21 protein-coding genes are annotated in these 21,037 nt (G+C 62.9%); 11 read left to right on the top strand and 10 right to left on the bottom strand.

The window, feature by feature from the left end:
* Positions 1 to 40 precede the first annotated feature (40 nt).
* Both IP79_RS03190 and IP79_RS03185 read left to right on the top strand, forming a co-directional pair.
* Entirely contained in the window at positions 41 to 2,356 is a 2,316-nt protein-coding gene (locus tag IP79_RS03190) for a patatin-like protein (protein ID WP_054117772.1), read from the top strand.
* Positions 2,357 to 2,594: 238 nt separating this feature from the next.
* Complete coding sequence (locus IP79_RS03185; protein WP_197273716.1) at positions 2,595 to 3,749, top strand: tetratricopeptide repeat protein; 1,155 nt, start codon at positions 2,595 to 2,597, stop codon at positions 3,747 to 3,749.
* Between the two features lie 96 nt (positions 3,750 to 3,845).
* Here the strand turns inward: IP79_RS03185 and dnaJ are convergent, their stop codons facing one another.
* Positions 3,846 to 4,988 (bottom strand): molecular chaperone DnaJ, encoded by a 1,143-nt coding sequence (gene dnaJ, locus IP79_RS03180; RefSeq protein ID WP_054117770.1) that lies wholly within the window; start codon positions 4,986 to 4,988, stop codon positions 3,846 to 3,848.
* Positions 4,989 to 5,079: 91 nt separating this feature from the next.
* Positions 5,080 to 7,002 carry a molecular chaperone DnaK gene (gene dnaK, locus IP79_RS03175; RefSeq protein WP_054117769.1) on the bottom strand — a complete coding sequence of 641 codons (1,923 nt, stop codon included), beginning with the start codon at positions 7,000 to 7,002 and terminating at the stop codon, positions 5,080 to 5,082.
* A gap of 169 nt (positions 7,003 to 7,171) precedes the next feature.
* Between dnaK and IP79_RS03170 the strand changes: the two genes are divergently transcribed.
* Together IP79_RS03170 and IP79_RS03165 are read left to right on the top strand one after the other, a co-directional pair.
* Positions 7,172 to 7,675 (top strand): copper chaperone PCu(A)C, encoded by a 504-nt coding sequence (locus tag IP79_RS03170; RefSeq protein WP_233994057.1) that lies wholly within the window; start codon positions 7,172 to 7,174, stop codon positions 7,673 to 7,675.
* Between the two features lie 38 nt (positions 7,676 to 7,713).
* Entirely contained in the window at positions 7,714 to 8,205 is a 492-nt protein-coding gene (locus IP79_RS03165; RefSeq protein ID WP_054117768.1) for a hypothetical protein, read from the top strand.
* 10 nt (positions 8,206 to 8,215) lie between these two features.
* Here IP79_RS03165 and IP79_RS03160 read toward each other — a convergent pair whose 3' ends face one another.
* The 3 genes from IP79_RS03160 to hrcA all read right to left on the bottom strand — a co-directional run bounded on the left by IP79_RS03160 (position 8,216) and on the right by hrcA (position 10,218).
* On the bottom strand, positions 8,216 to 8,479 hold the full coding sequence (locus IP79_RS03160; protein ID WP_054117767.1) for a hypothetical protein: 264 nt from the start codon (positions 8,477 to 8,479) through the stop codon (positions 8,216 to 8,218).
* Between the two features lie 101 nt (positions 8,480 to 8,580).
* On the bottom strand, positions 8,581 to 9,174 hold the full coding sequence (locus IP79_RS03155; RefSeq protein WP_054117766.1) for a nucleotide exchange factor GrpE: 594 nt from the start codon (positions 9,172 to 9,174) through the stop codon (positions 8,581 to 8,583).
* On the bottom strand, positions 9,175 to 10,218 hold the full coding sequence (hrcA, locus tag IP79_RS03150; RefSeq protein WP_054117765.1) for a heat-inducible transcriptional repressor HrcA: 1,044 nt from the start codon (positions 10,216 to 10,218) through the stop codon (positions 9,175 to 9,177).
* Between the two features lie 148 nt (positions 10,219 to 10,366).
* On the opposite strand from hrcA, the gene rph reads away from it, so the two are divergent.
* Together rph and rdgB are read left to right on the top strand one after the other, a co-directional pair.
* Positions 10,367 to 11,080 carry a ribonuclease PH gene (rph, locus tag IP79_RS03145; RefSeq protein ID WP_054117764.1) on the top strand — a complete coding sequence of 238 codons (714 nt, stop codon included), beginning with the start codon at positions 10,367 to 10,369 and terminating at the stop codon, positions 11,078 to 11,080.
* Entirely contained in the window at positions 11,077 to 11,703 is a 627-nt protein-coding gene (gene rdgB / locus IP79_RS03140; protein ID WP_054117763.1) for an RdgB/HAM1 family non-canonical purine NTP pyrophosphatase, read from the top strand. The genes rph and rdgB overlap by 4 nt, the downstream gene beginning before the upstream one ends.
* Positions 11,704 to 11,707: 4 nt before the next feature.
* On the opposite strand, the gene IP79_RS03135 is transcribed toward rdgB, so the two are convergent.
* The gene (locus IP79_RS03135; RefSeq protein ID WP_054117762.1) at positions 11,708 to 12,268 is read right to left on the bottom strand and encodes a CAP domain-containing protein; all 561 of its coding nucleotides are present in this window, start codon (positions 12,266 to 12,268) and stop codon (positions 11,708 to 11,710) included.
* A gap of 46 nt (positions 12,269 to 12,314) precedes the next feature.
* Here IP79_RS03135 and hemW point away from each other — a divergent pair, with 46 nt between their 5' ends.
* Together hemW and IP79_RS03125 are read left to right on the top strand one after the other, a co-directional pair.
* The gene (gene hemW / locus IP79_RS03130; RefSeq protein ID WP_054117761.1) at positions 12,315 to 13,466 is read left to right on the top strand and encodes a radical SAM family heme chaperone HemW; all 1,152 of its coding nucleotides are present in this window, start codon (positions 12,315 to 12,317) and stop codon (positions 13,464 to 13,466) included.
* Complete coding sequence (locus IP79_RS03125; protein WP_054117760.1) at positions 13,463 to 14,353, top strand: tyrosine recombinase XerC; 891 nt, start codon at positions 13,463 to 13,465, stop codon at positions 14,351 to 14,353. The genes hemW and IP79_RS03125 overlap by 4 nt, the downstream gene beginning before the upstream one ends.
* Here the strand turns inward: IP79_RS03125 and IP79_RS03120 are convergent.
* The 4 genes from IP79_RS03120 to rsmI all read right to left on the bottom strand — a co-directional run bounded on the left by IP79_RS03120 (position 14,350) and on the right by rsmI (position 17,328).
* On the bottom strand, positions 14,350 to 14,976 hold the full coding sequence (locus IP79_RS03120; protein ID WP_054117759.1) for a DedA family protein: 627 nt from the start codon (positions 14,974 to 14,976) through the stop codon (positions 14,350 to 14,352). The genes IP79_RS03125 and IP79_RS03120 overlap by 4 nt on opposite strands.
* 42 nt (positions 14,977 to 15,018) lie before the next feature.
* Positions 15,019 to 15,987, bottom strand: coding sequence for a glutathione synthase (gene gshB / locus IP79_RS03115; protein WP_054118006.1), 969 nt, complete (start codon positions 15,985 to 15,987; stop codon positions 15,019 to 15,021).
* A 109-nt stretch (positions 15,988 to 16,096) separates the two neighbouring features.
* Positions 16,097 to 16,471, bottom strand: coding sequence for a YraN family protein (locus IP79_RS03110; protein WP_054117758.1), 375 nt, complete (start codon positions 16,469 to 16,471; stop codon positions 16,097 to 16,099).
* Positions 16,471 to 17,328, bottom strand: coding sequence for a 16S rRNA (cytidine(1402)-2'-O)-methyltransferase (gene rsmI, locus IP79_RS03105; protein WP_054117757.1), 858 nt, complete (start codon positions 17,326 to 17,328; stop codon positions 16,471 to 16,473). The genes IP79_RS03110 and rsmI overlap by 1 nt, the downstream gene beginning before the upstream one ends.
* A 51-nt stretch (positions 17,329 to 17,379) precedes the next feature.
* Between rsmI and IP79_RS03100 the strand changes: the two genes are divergently transcribed.
* The 3 genes from IP79_RS03100 (at position 17,380) to IP79_RS03090 (ending at position 21,008) form a co-directional block, all read left to right on the top strand.
* The gene (locus IP79_RS03100; protein ID WP_233994056.1) at positions 17,380 to 18,570 is read left to right on the top strand and encodes a penicillin-binding protein activator; all 1,191 of its coding nucleotides are present in this window, start codon (positions 17,380 to 17,382) and stop codon (positions 18,568 to 18,570) included.
* Positions 18,571 to 18,646: 76 nt separating this feature from the next.
* Positions 18,647 to 20,647, top strand: a complete 2,001-nt coding sequence (gene parE, locus IP79_RS03095; protein ID WP_054117756.1) for a DNA topoisomerase IV subunit B — start codon at positions 18,647 to 18,649, stop codon at positions 20,645 to 20,647.
* Positions 20,640 to 21,008, top strand: a complete 369-nt coding sequence (locus IP79_RS03090) for a hypothetical protein (RefSeq protein WP_054117755.1) — start codon at positions 20,640 to 20,642, stop codon at positions 21,006 to 21,008. The genes parE and IP79_RS03090 overlap by 8 nt, the downstream gene beginning before the upstream one ends.
* Positions 21,009 to 21,037 lie beyond the last annotated feature (29 nt).

The raw sequence follows: 21,037 nt of genomic DNA, 5'->3' as shown, positions 1-21,037 counted from the left end.
GCAATTGCATTCCCCGATGATTGCGGGCTAGGGTCCGGTCATGCGCCAAAAGGAATTGCGCCTTGCTCTGGTATGTTACGGCGGGGTCAGCCTTGCGGTCTATATGCACGGCATCACCAAGGAGGTGTGGCACCTTGCCCGTGCCAGCCGCGCCTTCCATCACCCCTCTGCCACACCGCTGGACAGGGTGGCCGCCGCTTACCGTGATTTCCTCGGACTGATCGAACAGGATGCCGGTTTGCGCCTGCGGGTGTTGCCCGATATCCTGACCGGTGCGAGCGCAGGCGGGATCAACGCGATCTTCCTTGCGCAGGCGATCCATGCCGGACACAGCCTTGAACCACTGACAGATCTGTGGCTGGCCAATGCCGATGTCAGCGAGCTGACCGATCCCGATGCCGAGCCTGCATGGCGGTTTGGCAAGCTGTGGGCACAGCCGATTGCCGAATGGTTCCTCAGCCGTCCGGGCAATGCAGTGAGCGCCACGGTATCCCCTGAAACCCGCGAAGAGGTGCGCCGCAAGGTTTCTCGCCTGATCCGCGGGCGGTGGTTCAGCCCGCCGTTTTCGGGCAGCCGCTTTTCCGGAATGCTTTTCGAGGCGCTGGAGAGGATGGAGGCCGAGGGTGACGGAGTGCCCCTGCTGCCACCGGGCTATCCAGTCGATCTGGTGGTGACCGCCACCGATTTTCGCGGCCATCCCGAAACGCTGCGCTTGAATTCCCCCCCGCAGGTGGAGGAGACCGAACACCGCCTGCCGATCACCTTCCGCGCGCGGGTCGGCGATGATCCGGGAAAGGGGCTGGCTGACCGGCTCGAACTGGTGCTGGCCGCGCGTGCCACGGCCAGCTTTCCCGGTGCCTTCCCGCCGCTGACCCTGGCCGAGATTGACCAGCTCGCGGAGGACGAAGGGCACCATTGGGCCAGTCGCGGCGCATTCCTGAACCGGGTCATGCCTGCCCATGTCGAACGCGGCACGCTTGACCGGGTTGCGCTGATCGATGGCGCGGTACTGGTCAACGCGCCGTTTGGCGCCGCCCTGTCGGCGCTCCATGGCCGTCCTGCCCAGCGCGAGGTTGACCGCCGCTTCGTCTACATCGATCCGCGCCCCGATGGCGGCGGCCCTGCCCCCGGCAATCGCACCCGCGACGTCGGCTTCATCGGCGCAATCTTCGGCTCGCTTTCAACCATCCCGCGTGAACAACCGATCCGCGATGATCTGGAACGCATCGCCCAGCAATCGCGCGATGCTGCGCGGCTGAAACGGATCGTGATCGAATTGCAGCCCGATATCGAACAGGCGGTGGAAAAGCTGTTCGGCTATACCTTCCTGCTTGATCGGCCCACGCCAAAACGGCTTGCCGGATGGCGGGCGAAGGCGCAGCAGGCTGCAGCAGAGCGGGCAGGCTATGCCTTCGGTGCATATGCGCTGACCAAGCTGGACGGTATTCTCGATAAACTGGCGGGCCTGACACTGAAGGCTGCGGGCAAGGCGCAGGCGGATCACGCCGCAGTGGTCCACGCTTTGCGCACCGAGCTGGAGGCGCGCGGGCTTGACCGGCTGACCGATGCACATGGCGGCGCGAATATCGGGGCTATCGCCTTTTTCCGTGCGCACGATACCGGCTTTCGTATCCGCCGCCTCGAATTGCTCGCCCGCAAACTGGCGCGCGATTGGGAGATGGACCCCGATATTTCCGATGATGCGCTCGATCGTGCGCGTGACCGGCTTTATGGCATCCTTGCGCTGTATTACCGTGCGGATGAAGCCGTGCTGCAATCACCGCGCTTCGCCGAACTTGCGGCCAATGCCGTGAAAGCGCCGGGCGCAGTGCTGGATTTCCTTGCGGCTGAACGCTTGCTTCCCGCCACCGATCTTGCCGCCGAACAATTGTTGATAGACGCGCTGGAGGATATGCCCAAGATCCTCAAGCGGCGCATGCTGCTGACCTATCTCGGCTTTCCGTTTTACGATGTCGCCACATTGACCTTGTCACGGCGCGATGGCCTGAGCGAGTTCAACCCGGTCAAGATTGATCGCATCTCGCCCGATGATGCACTCTCGATCCGCGAAGGTGGCACAGCAGCCACGCTGCGGGGAATCGAGTTCTACAATTTCGGAGCATTCTTCAGCCGCGATTACCGAGAAAACGATTACCTGTGGGGCCGGCTGCACGGGGCGGAACGGATGATCGATCTGGTCGCCTCAACCGTCAGCGCAGGGATTTCCCCCGATATGGTACGCGCTGCCAAACGGGCGGTGTTCCTCGCTATCATCGACGAGGAAGTCGAACAGGCGCGGTGCAAAAGGGCGCTGCTGGAAACCATCCGAAGCGAAATCGAACAGCGTTTGTCATGAGACACGGCCTTTAGGCTGCCTTATCGTCGCCCCGCATTTCAGGGGAGTATTGTCGATGTCCAGATGGCTTGCTGCTTTCGCGATGGCCGTTTTCTCACCGCTGGCGGTATCCGCCCCGGCACAGGCGCAGGCCGATGCGCCTGCTCCCAGTCAATTGATGCAGGACATCGAAGCCTATCTCAAAGGGCCGGGACTCAATCGCAGGCGTTACAGCGCCGATAATGGCGATCCACGCGCGATGGTCGATGTGTCCGATGCGCTGGAGAAGAAATTTGGCGGACGTGCTGGCGGCTCGGCGGCGATATTGCCGATCCAGTTGCGGTATCTCATGGGGGCCATTGAAAAGGCGCATGGCCCGGCGTTTCATCGCCTCGGCGAGATCGTGCGTCTCGGGCGGACTCCCGAGGGCGGCCCGATGGAAGCGCTGGGCTTTTTCGAGCAAGGAGCAAAGCTGGGCGACCGCGACAGCGTGCTGGCCTATTTCAAGATGGCACGCGATATCCGCGTGTGTTCAGACTGCACGCGCGGACGAATCAAAGACAGCCTTGAACTGACACGTGCTTACACCCCGGCCGAACAGAAAATCATTGATGGGAGCACGATCTTTTCGAGTGAAAATCTCAAGGCTCGCGGCGCGGCGGAAGATCGCGCCATCTTTAAATATACGGCGGAAAAGAAGGCTATGGTGCAGCAGGCGCTCACCTTTCTTGCCAGCGAGCCGGTGAAAGACGATTGGCTTGTCCAGTCGGCGCTCGCAAATGCGCACATCTACGGGGTGAAGGGGATCAAATATCCCAGACTCAGGCTCGGCTTCTTCGAACCGAGCGACGAGCCGCAATTCTTGCTCCCAGAACCTGAAAAGGCGGTGCCCATCCTTAACCGCTTTGCCCAGAAGGGGGAGAGGGACGCGCTCGATTTCCTCAGCAAGCTTCACCTTACCGGGCAGTTCAAAGGGTTCCCGAAGGACCGCGAACTTTTTATCAAATACACCAGCCAGCTTGGCGCGACAGGACATATCGAGGGCGCTTATCGGCTCGGCAATATCATGGTTACCGGCAAACCGTTCGGCACCGATTTCGATATGGCGGCAAAATATCTGTATCAGGCCCATGAGGCCGGATCAGCGAAGGCGACCCTTGATCTGGGCATGATGTTCTTCAGCGGTCGCGGCGTCGAAAAAGACGAGGCCACGGCATTGCGATTGCTAGAAGAAGCCGGAAGCCGCGGATCGAGCAAGGCTGCAGACATTCTGGCCGAATACTGGGAAAAAGGCCTTGGCGGCACTCGCAATCCGATGCGCGCCAGCATTTGGACAAAGAAGGCTGCGGAGAACCGCGAAAAAGAGAAAAAGGGGGCCGAGTTGATGGCCAATCTGAACCAGCTTGGTCAGTAAGGTGATAGAGTCCGGGAAAACTGCTGCACTGGCGCTGCCAAAGGGTGTTTCGGAAAATCGTTGATGGTCAGGGAGAAGGTAGCACGAAGCTTGCCCTCAGCCCCCAAACACGTCTTTCAGCTTATCTATAAATCCGCGGCTTTCAGGGCATTCATCACCGGTTTCGGTAGCTTTGAACTCCTCGAGGATTTCCTTCTGACGGCGCGACAGCTTGGTCGGGGTCTCCACCGCGATTTCGACCACCATATCGCCGCGGCCGCGCCCTTGCAGCACGGGCATACCCGCACCGCGTATGCGAAGCTGCTTGCCGGACTGGATACCGGCCGGAATGTCGAGCCGGTTGGTCGATCCATCCAGATCAGGGATCTCCACACAGCCGCCCAGGGCTGCTGTCGTGAAGCTGACCGGAATGCGGGTCGCCAGCGTGGTGCCTTCGCGTTCGAACACACGGTGCTGCGCCACATGCAGGAAAATATACAGATCGCCCGGAGGCGCGCCGCGCTGACCTGCCTCGCCCTTGCCCGATAGCCGGATGCGGGTGCCGGTATCGACGCCTGCGGGGATATCGACTTTCAGCGTCTGCGCTTTGTCCAGCCGGCCTTCGCCGCGGCAATCCCTGCACGGGTCTTCGATAACGCTGCCGCGTCCGTTACAGGTGGGGCACGGGCGTTCGATAACAAACAGGCCCTGCTTGGCGCGCACGCTGCCCATGCCTTTGCACAGGTTGCAGGTGCGCTCACTGGTGCCCGGCTTTGCACCGCTGCCATCGCAGGTATCGCAGGCCTGGCTGACCTCGATTTCGATTTCGGTCGATTTGCCGTGGAACGCCTCTTCCAGCGTTACCTGCATATCGTAACGCAGGTCTGCGCCGCGCCGGTTCTGCTGGCGCTGACCGCCGCCGCCGCCAAAGGCGCCGCCGAAGATCGTTTCGAAGATATCGCCGATATCGGCAAAGTCGCCGCGCGCCCCGCCGCCGAACGGGCCGCCGCCGCCGCCATTCATGCCTTGGGTGAAGGCGTCATGACCAAAGCGATCATAGGCTGCGCGCTTTTGCGGGTCCTTGAGGCAATCATAAGCCTCGTTGATCGCCTTGAACTTCGCCTCGCAGGTGGCATCACCCGGATTGCGATCCGGGTGAAACTTCATCGCGAGCTTGCGATACGCGCTCTTGAGCGCGGCAGCATCGGCATCGCGCGGACATTCGAGCGTCTGATAATAATCGGATTGAGCGCTGGGCATACCTGAGACCTATTCCCCGTGACCAGTCGCGGGCGATGCGCCGGAACAAAGTGCCGGTCGCATCGCCTGCGGGCTGGGTTGCATCGGGGCCTTAGCCCTTCTTGTCTTCGTCCACTTCGGAGAACTCGGCATCGACGACTTCTTCGTCGGCTGCCGTCTCGCCAGCAGGTTCGCCTTCAGCATCGGGCCCTGCAGCCTGCTGCTGTTCGTAGATCTGCTGGCCCATCTTCATGGCCGACTGGGTGAGCGCCTGCGCCTTGGCGTTGATGTCATCTGCATCGCCGCCTTCCAGCGCAGTCTTCACAGCAGCGATCGCTTCCTCGACTTCGGTCTTGGTCGCGGCATCGATCTTGTCGCCGTGTTCTTCGATCTGCTTTTCGGTTGCGTGGACAAGGCTGTCGGCCTGATTGCGCGCTTCTGCCGCGGCACGACGCTTCTTGTCTTCTTCAGCGAACTTTTCGGCATCCTTTACCATCTGGTCGATGTCATTGTCGCTGAGACCGCCCGAAGCTTGGATCTTGATCGTCTGCTCCTTGCCGGTGCCCTTGTCCTTCGCCGCCACGGACACGATGCCGTTGGCGTCGATATCGAAGGTCACTTCGATCTGCGGCACGCCGCGCGGTGCGGGCGGGATGCCGATGAGGTCGAAATTGCCGAGGATCTTGTTATCCGCCGCCATCTCGCGTTCGCCCTGATAGACCTTGATCGTCACCGCGTTCTGATTGTCTTCGGCGGTCGAATAGGTCTGGGTCTTCTTGGTCGGGATGGTGGTGTTGCGATCAATCATGCGGGTGAACACGCCGCCCAGCGTTTCAATGCCGAGCGAAAGCGGGGTCACGTCGAGCAGCAGCACGTCCTTGACGTCGCCCTGCAATACGCCTGCCTGAATGGCCGCGCCCATGGCGACGACTTCATCGGGGTTCACGCCGGTGTGGGGCTTGGCACCGAAGAACTGTTCCACCACTTCGCGCACACGCGGCATACGGGTCATGCCGCCGACGAGGATGACTTCGTCAACCTGATCCTTGGAAATACCCGCATCGGCCAGTGCCTTCTTGCACGGATCGAGCGTGCGCTGGATCAGCCCATCGACCATCTTTTCCAAATCGGCGCGGGTGATCGTTTCCACCAGGTGCAACGGGGTGGTGCTGCCCCCTTCCATGCGCGCGGTGATGAAGGGCAGGTTGATCTCGGTCGAAGCCGCGCTCGAAAGCTCGATCTTGGCCTTTTCCGCCGCTTCCTTCAGGCGTTGCAGAGCAAGCTTGTCGGTCTTCAGATCCATGCTTTCCTTCTTCTTGAAGGAATCGGCCAGAAACTCGACAATCGCGTTGTCGAAGTCTTCACCGCCAAGGAAGGTATCCCCGTTGGTGGATTTCACTTCGAACACGCCGTCGCCGATTTCGAGGATCGAGACGTCAAACGTGCCGCCGCCAAGGTCATAGACGGCGATGGTCTTCCCGTCATCCTTGTCCATGCCATAGGCGAGCGCGGCCGCCGTCGGTTCATTGATGATGCGCAACACTTCAAGGCCGGCGATCTGGCCTGCATCCTTGGTGGCCTGACGCTGGGCGTCGTTGAAGTAGGCGGGAACGGTGATCACGGCCTGCGTCACGGTTTCGCCAAGATAGCTTTCGGCGGTTTCCTTCATCTTCTGCAGAATGAAGGCGGAAACCTGCGACGGGCTGTATTCTTCCTCACCGGCTTTGACCCATGCATCACCATTCTTGCCCTTGGTGATGGTGTAGGGGACAAGGCCCATGTCCTTCTTGGTCAGCGGGTCTTCAAACCGGCGGCCGATCAGGCGCTTGATCGCGAACAGGGTGTTGTCGGGGTTGGTCACGGCCTGACGTTTGGCGGGCTGGCCGATCAGGCGCTGGCCATCCTTGGTGAAGGCGACGATCGACGGCGTGGTGCGCGCGCCTTCGGAATTTTCAATAACCTTGGGCTTGCCCCCATCCATGACAGCAACGCAGGAGTTGGTGGTGCCAAGGTCGATACCGATTACTTTACCCATAGTTTTCCCATCCATCTGGACAATTGTTGGACACCGCGCATCGCGCTTCCCGCTTGGAGGCAAAGCGCTTGGGCGGCTCGATTGTGGGCGGGATATAGGTGCGGTTTCGCTTGGCACAAGAGACGCAGCGGCCTAGTTTTGCGGACATTCCAATCGGAGACATTTCAACGTGAACATCTTCAAATCCGCTGCACTACCCCTGATCGCCCCCCTGGTCGCAAGCGCCAGCCTGCTCGGGCTCGCCGCCTGTTCGGGTGATGCAGACGCGCCGACCGAAGCCGCCACGCCTACGCTGGCGGAAGGGATCACGGTCAGCAATGCCCGCCTCGTGCTGGCACCCGTCGCAGGCAACCCGGCGGCTGTTTATTTCGATCTTTCCTACGCAGGTGACGCGGCCGTGACGCTCGCCAGCGTGACGGTGGACGGCGCAGGCATGTCGATGATCCATCAGACAATGGAGAAGGACGGCGCCATGACGATGATGGATGCAGAACCCGTCACGCTCGTCACCGGCACTCCGGTACAGTTTGCACCCGGCGGGTTGCATGTGATGGCGATGCAACCGTCCGATGCGTGGAAACCGGGCGAAACCGTTTCGATCACTCTGACCCTTTCGGATGGCACGACCGAAAGTTTTGACGCGGTTGTACGCGCCGCAGGGGAAGAACGCTGAACGTTCCGCTGACCGGGCTGGATGGTACGGGGGTCGAAGTGCCCCTCGCGCCCGCCTGCCCGGTTGGCGGCGAGCGCGCGCTGACGCCGGGCGAGGTTACCCTTGCCCGGTCGGTTTTTGGCGATGCGATTGATTACGATCCTGTGCGGATCAGGCGCAGGAAGTTCTTTCCGCTGCACCCACGCGGTGTGACCATGGCGCCGCGCGGACACCTGCATTTCCACCCTGCTGCCGCGCATTATTGCGATGATTTCGCCTCGGCAAAGCTCTCCCTGCAAGCCCATTTCATTCACGAAATGGTGCATGTGTGGCAGGCGCAAACACGCGGGGAATGGTATCTGGTGCTTATGCGCCACCCGTGGTGCCGCTATGACTATGCCTTGAAGCCCGGCTGGCCGCTGCATCGCTACGGGATTGAACAGCAGGCCGAGATCGTGCGCCACGCATTCCTGTTGCGAAACGGGGCAAAAGTGGCGGGCGCTCCGGGCCTATCGGCTTACGAGCCGATCCTGCCTTTCACGCCCGCCTGATATTCAGGACTTAGCGGCAGCGCACGCGGCGCTCGCGGCCGCGGTTATCGACGCGGTAGCAATTGCCGTTCTTCTTGATGAGCGAACCACCTGCACCGCCGACGGCGGCACCCACGGCTGCGCCAGTGGCAACATCGCCGCCAGCCACGGCAGTACCTGCCGCGCCTGCAAGCGCACCGCCCAATGCACCTTCACCGGCATAATTGCCCGCGCATGCGCTCAGACCAAGCCCGCAGGCAGCACCGAGGACGATCGTTTTCAGCGAAGTTTTCATGGGACTCTCCTTGGATGTGACGTAATATCAACAACAAGGAGAGCGCGATCAATGTTCCGCAGCCTGTCGCGTCTCAGGCAGCGCTCGGCGTATCCGGAAGACTAGTCCGCCGCCTTGGCCACCGCGACCATTGCGGCGCGCAGCAGACGGTCCTTGATCATCCATCCGGCCTGCATTTCCGATACCACCGTGCCGGGTTCATGGTCAGCCGTCGGCACTTCGAGCATCGCCTGATGCTGGTTCGGGTCGAGCGGCAGGCCCACCGCAGCGATGCGCGTGATGCCGTGGCTCGCGAAGACCTTTTCCAGCTCGCGCTGGGTTGCTTCAAGGCCGATCACAAGGCCTTTCATGCTTTCATCGCCGCGCAGGCTCTCGGGGATCGCCTGCACCGCGCGTGTCAGGTTATCCGCCACACTCAGGATGTCGCGGGCAAACCCGGTCGCGGCATAGGCGCGCGCCTCATCCTTCTCGCGCTCCAACCGGCGGCGCACATTCTGCGTTTCGGCCTGCGCATAGAGCACTTCCTGCTTGGCGGTGTCCAGATCGCGGCGTAGCGATTCGAGCGCTTCGGCCATGGCATCATCGCCCGGCGTGTCGCCATCATCACGCATGTCTTCGGGCACACCCTTCAATTCGTCTTCAGCCGCCTGATCGAGCGGCTTTTCGTCATTCATCATGTTGTCTTGGCTTTCCATTCAAGCGATGAGCTTGCCCAGCGAACGGGCCGTCAAATCTACCATGGGGACAACCCGCGCGTAATTCAACCGTGTGGGCCCAATCACCCCGAGTACGCCGACGACCCGCCCTTCGCGATCACGATAGGGCGAGGCGATCACGGACGAGCCGGACAGCGCGAACAGCCGGTTCTCACTGCCGATGAAAATTCGCGCCGCATCGGCCTCGCGGGCCGAATCCAGCAGCTGCGCCACCGATTGCTTGTTCTCAAGATCCTCGAGCAGCATCCGCACCCGCTCGATATCGCCAAGCGCGCTTTCATCCAGCAAGTTTGCCGCGCCGCGCACGATCAGCACCGGGCGGGCGGCGGCATCCTGGCTCCATACAGCAAGCCCGCGTTCGACCAGATCGCGGGAGGCATCGTCCAGCTGCGATTGGCCTGCGTTGATTTCAGCCCGCATCGCCTGCGCGGCCTCTGCCAGCGATCGCCCCGCGAGGCGCGCGGTGATGTAATTGCTCGCCTGATCCAGCGCGCTGGCGCTGATCGCGCCGCCGAGGGTCAAGATGCGGTTTTCCACCCCGCCATCCTCGCCCACAAGCACCGCGAGGGCCCGCCCCTGCCCCAGATCGACCAGATTGAACTGCGCCAATCGTTGTTCCCGCGGGGCGACCAGCACCATGCCTGCCGCGCCCGAAAGATCGGAGAGAATCGCGCTCGCCTGTTTCAGCGCCGCTTCGACCGGCCCGGCCTCGGCCAGCCGCGCTTCGATAGTGGCCTGTTCCTGCATCGTCGGTTCGGCCACCCGCATCATGCCATCGACAAAGATGCGCAGGCCTGCATCGGTCGGCAGCCGTCCCGCACTAGTATGCGGCGCGGCGAGAAGGCCCAGGCTTTCAAGATCGGCCAACACCGAACGGATCGACGCAGGCGACAGGTTGAGCGTTCCATCCGCCGCCAGTGTCTTCGATCCGACGGGTTGCCCGCTATCGATATATCCCTCCACCACCCGGCGAAAGATTTCGCGGGCGCGTGAGGTCAGTTCGGTGACGGGAAGCGAGGACATGGAAGATTGCTAAACCCTATCTTCAACTTTCTCAAATTCCGTTCGTGCTGAGCTTGTCGAAGCACTGCACTTTCTTCTAGCGCAGTTTCAAGACGAAGCAGGACAGCCCTTCGACAAGCTCAGGGCGAACGGATCAGGAGAATTTGAAATGCGCCCTTCAGGACGCGCGCCAGACGAGATGCGCGCAATCACCATCGAAACCGGCTTTACCCGCCATGCAGAAGGATCGGTGCTGATCGGCTTCGGCGATACCAAGGTACTGTGCACCGCCAGCGTCGAAAAGGGCGTGCCGCCGTGGATGCGGGGTAAGGGCGAAGGCTGGGTGACGGGCGAATATTCGATGCTCCCCCGCGCCACCCACACCCGCGGCCAGCGCGAAGCGGCCAAGGGCAAGCAATCGGGCCGCACGCAGGAAATCCAGCGGCTTATCGGGCGTTCTTTGCGCGCCGTGGTAGATTTGCAGAAGTTAGGTGAGCGGCAAATCACGCTCGATTGCGACGTGATTCAGGCCGATGGCGGAACGCGCACCGCTGCGATTTCGGGCGCGTGGATTGCACTGCGGCTCGCCATCAACAGTCTGATGGCATCAGGCGATATCAAGCACGATCCGATCACCGCGCAGGTCGCGGGCATTTCCTGCGGCATCTTCAAGGGCACCCCGGTGCTCGATCTCGATTATGACGAGGACTCCAACGCGGAGGCTGATGGCAATTTCGTGCTGCTGTCAGGCGGCAAGATCGCCGAAGTGCAGGCGACTGCCGAAGGCGCGACCTATGACGAGGAAGCCCTGCTGCGCCTCCTGCGCCTCGCCCGGATGGGCTGCGACCGCATCTTTGCCGCGCAATTGGACGCGGTAAAATGACACGCCGCCTCGGCTCCGGTTCGCTGGTGATCGCCACGCATAACGCGGGCAAGCTGAAGGAAATCAGCGCGCTGCTCGATCCATACGGGCTCAAGTGTCTGTCCGCCGGATCGCTGGGCCTGCCGGAGCCGGCCGAGACCGGCACCACCTTCGCCCAGAACGCGCTATTGAAGGCGCGGGCGGCGGCCGAGGCTTCCGGACTGGCGGCGCTGGCCGACGACAGCGGCCTCAGCGTCGCTGCGCTTGATGGCCGTCCGGGCGTTTACACTGCCGACTGGGCCGAGCGGCAGTGGTTTGAAGGCGCACCGGGGCGTGACTGGTACATGGCGATGGGCAAGGTCGAAGGGTTGCTCGCGGAAAAGGGGCCGGATGCTGACCGCAGCGCCGCCTTCCACTGCGTGTTGGCACTGGCCTGGCCGGACGGCGAATACGCGATCTACGAAGGGCGCTGCGACGGCACGCTGACATGGCCGCCGCGCGGCACGCTCGGCTTTGGCTATGATCCGGTATTCGTGCCGACGGGCTGCAATCAGACCTTTGCGGAAATCCCGCCGGAGGAAAAGCACGCCATCAGCCACCGCGCCGATGCCTTTGCCAAACTGGTTGCCGAGCAGTTCGGCTGATCGCTCAACGGCGTGTCAGGCGGTCTGCCGGATCAAGCCGGGTGCCCATGACATTGCCAGCGGGCCAGTATCGGCACACCAGCACCTCATCATTGCGGTTCAGCGCCGTGGCGCAGCCGACTTCCTGCGTGCTGGGCCAGATGATCTGGGTGTAATGCCCGACATCGCTCCACCGTCCGGTGCGCGAGACATCGGGAAAAGTGCCGGGCCGAAAATCGCGTTTCTCCGCCACGAACAGCGCGATCATCTGCCACGGCGAATAACGATCCCGTGATCCGCGCCACAGGTTTTCGCCCTGCCCCTTGCGCACATCATGCGGGGCATGGCCAAAAGTGCGGCGCTGTGCCAGATGAATTGCCCAATCCTCGGCATCGCGCGCCAGCGCCGGGTTCCATTGCAGCGGAGCAAGGCCCACTTCCTCGCGGGCGATATTATGCGCGGCGAGCCAGACCCTTTCGGGTTCGGGCGGCGCGAGATAATCTTGCGGCACAGCCGGGGCGGCTGCCATAAGCAGCATCAGGCCAAGGAAGCGCGCCGCAATCGACGTGGGGTAGGAACTCGGCATGATCCCAATCTATGGTGCAACGATTAAGCGAGGCTGAAAATCTACTGTGGCGCGTGCGCTTTATATCCACTGGCCCTTCTGCGCGAAGAAATGCCCCTATTGCGATTTCAACTCGCATGTCCGGGACGGTGTCGACGTGGCCGCATGGCAGGCTGCGATGCTGGCCGATATGCGGGCCGAGGCGGCGGTCGCGGGCGGAGCCCCCCTCACCTCGATTTTCTTCGGCGGCGGCACGCCATCGCTGATGCCGCCCGCGCTGGTGGCGGCATTGCTGAAAGAGGCCGAAGCCCTGTGGGGCTTTGCGCCCGAAATCGAGATCACGCTGGAGGCCAACCCGTCGTCGGTTGAAGCTGCCAACTTCGCAGCGCTTGCCGGTGCCGGGATCAACCGCGTTTCGCTGGGTATCCAGTCGCTGGACGATGCCGAGCTGCGGTTTCTGGGGCGGCTGCACGGGGCGAACGAGGCTTTGGAAGCACTCGATACCGCGCAGGCCCACTTCAAGCGCGTCAGTTTCGACATGATCTACGCCCTGCCCGGCCACACGCCGGAAATGTGGCATGATCGGCTGACCCGCGCGCTCGGCTTCGGCACCGGACACCTTTCGCTGTATCAGCTGACGATCGAACCCGGCACGCGCTTTGCCAGCGATGTGCGGCGCGGGCGGCTCGTCCCGCTCGATGATGACGATGCTGCCCAACTTTTCGGCATCACCCAGGAACTGACCCTGGCGGCAGGATTGCCTGCCTATGAAACGAGCAACCACGCCAGAGCAGGCGAGGAAAGCCGCCACAATCTCGTCTATTGGCGTTATCAGGAATATGCCGGGATCGGCCCCGGCGCACACGGGCGGCGCGGCGGCGTCGCCACAGTGCGGCACAAGAAGCCGGAGAACTTCCTCAGCGCCGTCGCGCGGCAGGGCGACGGGATTGCCGAGGCCAGCGTGCTGCCGGTTTCCGATCAGGCGGCAGAGGCGCTGCTGATGGGCCTGCGGCTGACCGAGGGGGTTGATCTGGGGTTGCTGGGATCGCGGTTCGGCCTGTCACGCGCCGGACTGATCGAAGAAGCGGCGCTTGCCCGGCTGACCGCTCTTGGCCTCATGTGGGCCGATGGCAGCCGGATCGGGGTTGCGCCGCCGGGCCGACCGCTGCTCGATGCGCTGCTGGCCGAAGTGGTGGCCGATACGCTGGTCGCCGCATGACCGCGCATGACTTGATCGCGGAATGGCGCGCCCACCTTGCCGATAATCGCCGCCGCTCGCCCCATACCGTGCGCGCCTATGTTGCCGCTGCCCAAAGATTGTGCATTGCCAACGGGCTTGAGGACTGGGGGGCTGTCGCCCGCTCCGAAGCGCATCACCTGCGCACTTTCCTTGCCGAGCGCCGCAGTGAAGGTTTGGGCAATGCCAGCACTGCGCGCGAACTTTCGGCCCTGAAAGCCTTCATCGCCTTTGCCCGACAGCAAAGCGGCGATCCTGATCCTGCCCCGCCCCGGCTGCGCGGGCCAAGGTTGAAGAAAGGCCTGCCGCGCCCGGTCACGCCTGACGAGGCGGAGAACCTGACCGTGCTGGTCGATGGGCTTGCCGCCAAGGACTGGATCGGCGCGCGCGACCGGGCGGTGCTGCTGCTGCTGTATGGATCGGGCCTGCGCATAGCCGAGGCATTGTCGCTGACCGGGCGCGATGCCGATACGGGGGACGTGCTGCAAGTCACCGGCAAGGGCGGCAAGCAGCGCATGGTGCCGGTGCTGCCGATCACCCGCGCAGCTGTGGCGGAATATGTGCGGCTGTGCCCGTGGCCCTTGCCCGCGAACGAACCGCTGTTCCGCGGCGAAAAAGGCGGGCCACTGTCACCCGGCATGGTGCAGCGGGCGATGGCACAGGCGCGGCGTGCGCTTGGTCTGCCCGATACCGCCACTCCGCACGCGCTACGCCATTCTTTCGCCACCCACCTTCTCAGCGCGGGTGCGGATTTGCGGTCTTTACAGGAATTGCTCGGCCATGCGTCACTGGGGTCGACACAGATCTATACCCGCGTCGATGCGGCCAGCCTGCTGGAGAATTACCGCAAGGCGCACCCGAGGGGCTAGTTACCGTTATCCTCGGCCTCGTGCGCCTTTACCGGCTTCCACGTGACGAAGCGGTAAATGTAAACCGCCACGCCTGCGAGCACGAGCGCCACAATGCCATAGCCCGCCAGCGTCTCGTATTCCTCGATCACCCCGGCCAGCGCCCGCCCGCCGATGATCAGCAAACCGTTCCAGATCAGTGATCCGAGGAAGGTGAACAGCGAAAACCGCCAGAACCCCATCCGCGCAAGGCCGGCGGGCAGCGAGACTATAGTGCGCAGCAGCGGCGAAAATCGCAGGGTGAACACGATCCAGTCACCATATTTGCGGAAGATATCGCGCGCCTTGGTGAATTCGTCCCATTCAAAGGTCAGGATACGGCCCCAGCGGTCGATCATGCGTTTGAGCTGTTCCTCGCTCCAGCGAACGCCAACCCAGTACCAGAACAAATTGCCGACCAGCGTGCCCAAGGTGGCGACCAGCAGCACCACATAGCCATTCATCTTGCCCTGTTCGACCAGCACCCCGGCCGCGCCGACGATCACCTCCGACGGGATCGGCGGAAACACGTTTTCCAGGATCATCAGCACGAAAATGCCGAAATAGCCGCCCTTGTCGAGCAGTTCGAGGAGGAGTTCGGTCATCGGGTCTCAGTCAGGTTGCAAGCAGGGTCAGGTGCAGGCGGGTCAGGCGGCGGCGCGGCGTTCAGCCAGACGCAATTCGATCGCGTCCCAGACCATCCCCGCCGTATCAGTGTTGTTGAACCGGTCAATCGCCACGATGCCGGTGGGAGAGGTGACGTTGATTTCGGTAAGCCACTTACCACCGATCACGTCGATGCCCACAAAGGTCAGGCCGAGCCGTTTCAGATCCGGGCCGAGTGCCGCACAGATTTCTGCCTCGCGCTCTGTCAGTTCGGTTGCCTGCGCGCTGCCGCCCATGGCGAGGTTGCTGCGGAACTCGCCTTCCCCCGGCACGCGGTTGATCGCGCCAGCCACCGCGCCATCGATCAGCACGATGCGTTTGTCGCCCTGCGCCACTTCGGGAAGGAAGGGCTGCACCATGTGCGGTTCGGGCCAGGTCTGGTTGAACACTTCAAACAGGGCGGTCAGGTTTTCGGCGTTTTCCGCGATGCGAAAGATCGCCTTGCCGCCGTTGCCGTGGATCGGTTTGACCACGATCGCCCCGTGTTTCGCCATGAAGCGGCGCACCTCGTCCACCGATCGTGTCACCAGCGTTGGCGGCATGAAGCGGCGGTAATCGAGCACCATCACCTTTTCAGGGCTGTTGCGGACATTGGCGGGATCATTGACCACCAGCGTTTCATGCCCGATCCGTTCGAGCATGTGGGTGGCGGTGATGTAACCCATGTGGAACGGCGGATCCTGCCGCATCAGCACGACATCAACATCCCTGCCGAGATCGAGCCGCACCTGCTCCCCGCGCTTGAAATGATCGCCCTCCACACGCTGAACCGTTACCGGAAAGGCGTGGGCGAACAGTCGGTCATCCTCGTCCAGCGTCAGGCTTTCGACGTGGTATTCATACAGCGTGTAGCCGCGCGCCTGTGCTGACAGCATCAGCGCAAACGAGCTGTCGCCCGCGATGTTGATGCCATCGATTGGGTCCATCTGGACTGCGATTTTTAGCGACATTTGCTGAAATCCGTTCGTGCTGAGCTTGTCGAAGCATTGTCCTGCTTCGATCCGGAGGTCAAAAAAGAAAAGGCAACCCTTCGACAAGCTCAGGGTGAACGGGTGTGCCTTACGAAAAAGGCATCCACGCATTCTCGATGTGGTCAGGCTTGCGCCCAGGTGCAAGCAGGATCACGTCGATCCGGATATCCTCGCCCTGCGTCGCATATTCATGGGCGACGATTTCCGCTGCCCTGGCCACCCGCGTCAGCCGCCGTTCGTCGATGGCATCGGCCAATGCGGCAGCGCGAGCGCGCCATTTAACTTCGACAAAGACGACAAGCCCGGGTTTGCGAATAATCAGATCGATCTCGCCCGCCTTGGTCTTGACCCGCTCGGCCACGATCTGCCAGCCCTGGCCTGCCAGCCACATCGCGGCCTCGGCCTCGCCCTCGCGTCCGCGGCGGTCTGCCTCCTGCCGCAGCGGGGTGGACCGTTCGCGCATTATTCGCCCTTCAGCGCCAGAGCGCGGGCATAAAGCGCTGCCCGGTCGAGCCCGGTTGCCTTGGCGACAATCCCCGCAGCCTTGCCCGGCCCGGCATCGGCCAGCGCGGCGCGCAGCAGGGCGTCAGGATCGGCAACAGGCGCTTCGGCCTCGGCAGGCGGGCCGATGATCAGTACGATCTCGCCCTTGGGCGGGTGGGCGGCGTAATGATCGGCCAGCGCGGCGGCGCTACCGCTGCGGCATTCCTCGTGCAGCTTGGTAAGTTCGCGGGCCACCGCCACCTCGCGCTCCGGCCACAGATCGGCAATGGCGCGCAAAGACCGTTCGATCCGGGGCGCGGTTTCGTAAAACACCAGCGTCGCCGCCACTCCTGCCACGCCCTCAAGAGCATCGCGCCGGGCCTTGTCCTTGACCGGAAGAAATCCGGCGAACAGGAACCTGTCGCTCGGCAGGCCTGCGATGGCGAGCGCCGACACGGTGGCGCAGGCACCCGGAATGCTGGTGACGGTGATACCCGCCGCCCGCGCCTCGCGCACCAGACGATAACCGGGGTCGGAAATCAGCGGAGTGCCCGCATCGCTGACCAAAGCGACTGCCGAATGCCGTGCTACATCAATCACTCGGCCACGCACTTCAGGAGGGGCGTGATCGTCAAGCCGTTGCAGCCGCGCCTTGATCCCCAGATGTTTCAGCAGCTTGCCGGTCACCCGTGTATCTTCGCAAGCCACCAGCGCCGCGCCGCCCAGCACCGCAATTGCACGCAAGGTGATGTCGCCGAGATTGCCAATCGGGGTAGCCACGATATAGAGTCCGGGCTCGGGCGTCCCTGCGGGGATGGATGGAAACTCCGTGTGCATGGCTGGAGGATGCCATGACGCACGAGCGAAGGGTCGGCAAGGATGAACCGCATGATGAAGCCCGATTGGGCTATTACGCTCGCACGGATGTTCGGCGCAGTGCGTCCGCGTCATCTGGCAATGGCTGGTGCTGCAGCACTGGTTGCGGGGTGCCAGATTGTGCCCAAGACCGATGTCGGTTCCGCATCCCGCCCGGGGCCTGCGCCCGAGCCTTCTGCGACCGCGCTGCCCACCGATACCGGCCGCCACCGCGTTGCCCTGCTGGTGCCGATGAGCGGGGATACTGCGGCGGTCGGGCAGGCCATTGCCAACGCCACCACCATGGCGCTGCTGGATACCAACGCAGATAACATCCGCATCACCACCTATGACACCACGGCCGGCGTATCTGCCGCTGCGCGCAACGCGATCAGCGATGGCAACAAACTGATCCTCGGCCCGCTCACTGCCGATGCCGTGCCTGCCGTTCAGGCAGCGGCGCGCCCGGCCGGGGTCGCGGTGATTGCCTTTTCCAACGACACCGCCGTTGCCGGACCGGATGTGTTCGTGATCGGCCACATTCCCGAACAATCGATCCGCCGCAGCATCCAGTATGCGCGCGGACGCGGTGCAAATCGCTTTGCCGCTCTGCTGCCCCAGGGCGACTATGGCGAGCGTGCCGCATCCGCGCTCGACAACGCGCTGCGCGATTTCGGCGGCGCTCTGGTGCAGCGCGAAAGCTACGCGCGCGGCAACACCTCGATCGTCAGCGCTGCGGGACGGCTGCGGGCAGCGGGCGGGTATGATACCGTGCTGATCGCTGATAGCGCGCGGCTCAGCATCGAAGCTGCCGACGAATTGCAGCGTGGCACGCGCACCCGTATCCTTGGCACCGAGTTGTGGAGTGGCGATACTGCCCTCACCCGCGCCAAATCGCTTGATGGCGCATTGTTCGCAGCCGTTTCCGACCAACGCTACAAACGCTTTGCGGAAAGCTACGAAGCCCGCTTTGGCGCGCAGCCTTACCGGGTTGCCACGCTGGGCTATGATGCGGTGCTGCTGACCTTGCGGGTGGCGCGGGAATGGAAGGTGGGATCAGCCTTCCCCAAAAACCAGCTTTACGACAAGGGCGGGTTTCTGGGCGTTGATGGCCCGTTCCGCTTTGGCCGCAGCGGCGTGGCCGAACGCGCGCTGGAGGTGCGCGAAGTGCGGGGCGGAGACGTGATTGCGGTGGATCCGGCGCCAACCGGCTTTACCCGCTAAGCAAAACCACGCCGGTTGCGTAAAACCACAGGGGGTGGCTTGTGAGGGCGATGGGCGCGGGCCTATAACCCGCGCCATGGCCGATACCACCCCCGACGATCTGTTCGCGAATACCCCAACCTCCAGCGGCGATTACAACTCGTCCTCGATCGAGGTGCTCGAAGGGCTTGAGCCGGTGCGTCGCCGCCCCGGCATGTATATCGGCGGCACCGATGATCGCTCGTTCCACCATCTCGCGGCCGAAGTGCTCGACAACGCGATGGACGAAGCCGTGGCAGGCCATGCCACGCGGATCGAGATGCGGCTTGATGAAGGCAACCGCCTGAGCATTGCCGATAACGGGCGCGGTATCCCGGTGGATGAACACCCCAAGTTTCCCGGCAAGTCGACGCTGGAAGTAATCCTTTCGACGCTCCATTCGGGCGGGAAGTTCTCGGGGAAAGCCTATGCCACCAGCGGCGGCTTGCACGGGGTCGGTATCAGTGTTGTCAACGCGCTGTCTGTCCATACGCGGGTCGAAGTGGCGCGCGACAAGCAGCTTTACGCGCAGGAATTTTCGCGCGGGATCACGCAAGGCAAGATCCAGAACCTTGGCCCCACGCCCAACCGGCGCGGCACCACGGTCAGCTTTGTGCCCGACGAGGAGATTTTCGGCGACCGCAAGTTCAACCCCAAACGCTTGTTCAAACTGGCCCGCTCGAAGGCATACCTGTTCGCAGGGGTGGAAATCCGCTGGAAATGCGCCCCATCGCTGGCGAGCGAGGATGTGCCTGCAGAGGCAACCTTCAAGTTCCCCGGCGGGCTGGCCGATCACCTTGCCGAACAGGTGGGCGCGCGCGAATGCGTTACCGCCCAGCCCTTCACCGGCAGTCAGGAATTTCCGCAGGTCGATGGCATCGGGCAAGGCCGCGTGGAATGGGCGATTGCCTGGCCGCTCTACTCCGATGGTTCGAACAGCTGGTATTGCAACACCGTGCCAACGCCGGATGGCGGGACGCACGAACAGGGCCTGCGCAGCGCGCTGACGCGGGGCTTGCGGGCTTTCGGCGATCTGGTCGGCGCGAAGAAGGCCAAGGACATCACCGCCGATGACGTGATGACCGGCGCGGAAGTGATGCTAAGCGTCTTCATCCGCGATCCGCAGTTCCAGTCGCAAACCAAAGACCGCCTGACTTCGCCCGAAGCTGCGCGCCTCGTCGAAAACGCGGTGCGCGACCATTTCGACCACTTCCTCACCGACAATATGGAGCGCGGGAAGGCCTTGCTGGGCGAGGTGATGGAGCGGATGGACGAGCGTCTGAAGCGCAAGCAGGAACGCGAGATCAAGCGCAAGACCGCCACCAATGCCAAGAAACTGCGCCTGCCCGGCAAGCTGACCGATTGCAGCGGCGAAGGCGGGCGCGAGACCGAATTGTTCATCGTCGAAGGCGACAGCGCCGGCGGCAGTGCCAAACAGGCGCGGGATCGCAAATCGCAGGCGATCCTGCCAATCCGCGGCAAAATCCTCAACGTCGCATCTGCCACCGCCGACAAGATCCGCGCCAATTCCGAAATCGCCGATCTGTCGCTGGCCCTGGGCTGCGGCACACGCAAGGACTGCAACGCCGACAACCTGCGCTATGACCGGATCATCATCATGACCGACGCCGATGTCGACGGCGCGCATATTGCCACGCTGCTGATGACGTTCTTCTTTCAGGAAATGCCCGACATCGTGAAACGCGGGCACCTGTTCCTGGCCCAGCCCCCGCTTTACCGCCTCACCAGCGGCAAGGAGAGCCGTTATGCCCGCGATGATGCGCACCGGGCAGAGTTGGAAGATACGGTGTTCAAGGGCAAGAAGGTCGAAGTCGCGCGCTTCAAGGGCCTCGGCGAAATGAACCCGGGCCAGCTGCGCGAAACCACAATGGCGCCCGAAACCCGCGGCCTGATCCGCATTACGCTGCCGCAGGAATTCGAACAGCGCGCAGGCGTTGCGCGGCTGGTCGATGAATTGATGGGCCGCAACCCCGAACACCGTTTCAACTTCATCCAGAACCGCGCGGGCGAGGTCGATCCCGATCTGATCGATGCCTGACCGGCAATATCCCGACCCGCGCGAAGAAGACATCATGGCGGGCGACCGGCGGCTGTCGCGCCCGGACAGCGCCCTGCCCGATTGGCACATCCCCGATGCGGCTTACCGCCCGATCCCGATTGCATGGTTCGCCGCGGCGTTCCTGCTGCAGATGGCGGCGCTGTTTGCGATTTTCGTAGTGTTGATCGATCAGTCGGCGTGGGTCACGATCGCGCTATCGGCGTTGGGCACTGGTATGCTTGGCAAGTGGACGTGGGAACGCGGCATGAAGGACGCCGGCAGCGGATGGCAGGTGGCAACCGCCCTGATGCTGGCGGTGCAACTCGCTTTCGTGTGTCTGGGAGCGGCGACACGCTTGTAAGAAAATCCGTTGCCGCCAGACTAAGGGGG

Origin of the sequence: Porphyrobacter sp. AAP60, assembly GCF_001296025.1 — a bacterium.
Classification (GTDB): Bacteria; Pseudomonadota; Alphaproteobacteria; order Sphingomonadales; family Sphingomonadaceae; genus Erythrobacter.
The sequence above is the reverse complement of the archived record's forward strand: the minus strand, read 5'-3'. Positions and strand labels throughout refer to the sequence as shown.

Excerpts from the sequence above, each read along its gene's own strand:
- hrcA (WP_054117765.1), bottom strand. The coding sequence starts at position 10,218 with ATGTCCTCGCTTCCCGTCACCGAACTGACCTCACGCGCCCGCGAAATC.
- IP79_RS03100 (WP_233994056.1), top strand. The coding sequence starts at position 17,380 with ATGATGAAGCCCGATTGGGCTATTACGCTCGCACGGATGTTCGGCGCA.
- IP79_RS03120 (WP_054117759.1), bottom strand. The coding sequence starts at position 14,976 with ATGACCGAACTCCTCCTCGAACTGCTCGACAAGGGCGGCTATTTCGGC.
- IP79_RS03155 (WP_054117766.1), bottom strand. The coding sequence starts at position 9,174 with ATGGAAAGCCAAGACAACATGATGAATGACGAAAAGCCGCTCGATCAG.
- rdgB (WP_054117763.1), top strand. The coding sequence starts at position 11,077 with ATGACACGCCGCCTCGGCTCCGGTTCGCTGGTGATCGCCACGCATAAC.
- IP79_RS03125 (WP_054117760.1), top strand. The coding sequence starts at position 13,463 with ATGACCGCGCATGACTTGATCGCGGAATGGCGCGCCCACCTTGCCGAT.
- IP79_RS03160 (WP_054117767.1), bottom strand. The coding sequence starts at position 8,479 with ATGAAAACTTCGCTGAAAACGATCGTCCTCGGTGCTGCCTGCGGGCTT.
- dnaK (WP_054117769.1), bottom strand. The coding sequence starts at position 7,002 with ATGGGTAAAGTAATCGGTATCGACCTTGGCACCACCAACTCCTGCGTT.
- gshB (WP_054118006.1), bottom strand. The coding sequence starts at position 15,987 with ATGTCGCTAAAAATCGCAGTCCAGATGGACCCAATCGATGGCATCAAC.
- IP79_RS03090 (WP_054117755.1), top strand. The coding sequence starts at position 20,640 with ATGCCTGACCGGCAATATCCCGACCCGCGCGAAGAAGACATCATGGCG.
- rsmI (WP_054117757.1), bottom strand. The coding sequence starts at position 17,328 with ATGCACACGGAGTTTCCATCCATCCCCGCAGGGACGCCCGAGCCCGGA.
- parE (WP_054117756.1), top strand. The coding sequence starts at position 18,647 with ATGGCCGATACCACCCCCGACGATCTGTTCGCGAATACCCCAACCTCC.
- rph (WP_054117764.1), top strand. The coding sequence starts at position 10,367 with ATGCGCCCTTCAGGACGCGCGCCAGACGAGATGCGCGCAATCACCATC.
- IP79_RS03190 (WP_054117772.1), top strand. The coding sequence starts at position 41 with ATGCGCCAAAAGGAATTGCGCCTTGCTCTGGTATGTTACGGCGGGGTC.
- IP79_RS03110 (WP_054117758.1), bottom strand. The coding sequence starts at position 16,471 with ATGCGCGAACGGTCCACCCCGCTGCGGCAGGAGGCAGACCGCCGCGGA.
- dnaJ (WP_054117770.1), bottom strand. The coding sequence starts at position 4,988 with ATGCCCAGCGCTCAATCCGATTATTATCAGACGCTCGAATGTCCGCGC.
- IP79_RS03185 (WP_197273716.1), top strand. The coding sequence starts at position 2,595 with ATGGTCGATGTGTCCGATGCGCTGGAGAAGAAATTTGGCGGACGTGCT.
- IP79_RS03135 (WP_054117762.1), bottom strand. The coding sequence starts at position 12,268 with ATGCCGAGTTCCTACCCCACGTCGATTGCGGCGCGCTTCCTTGGCCTG.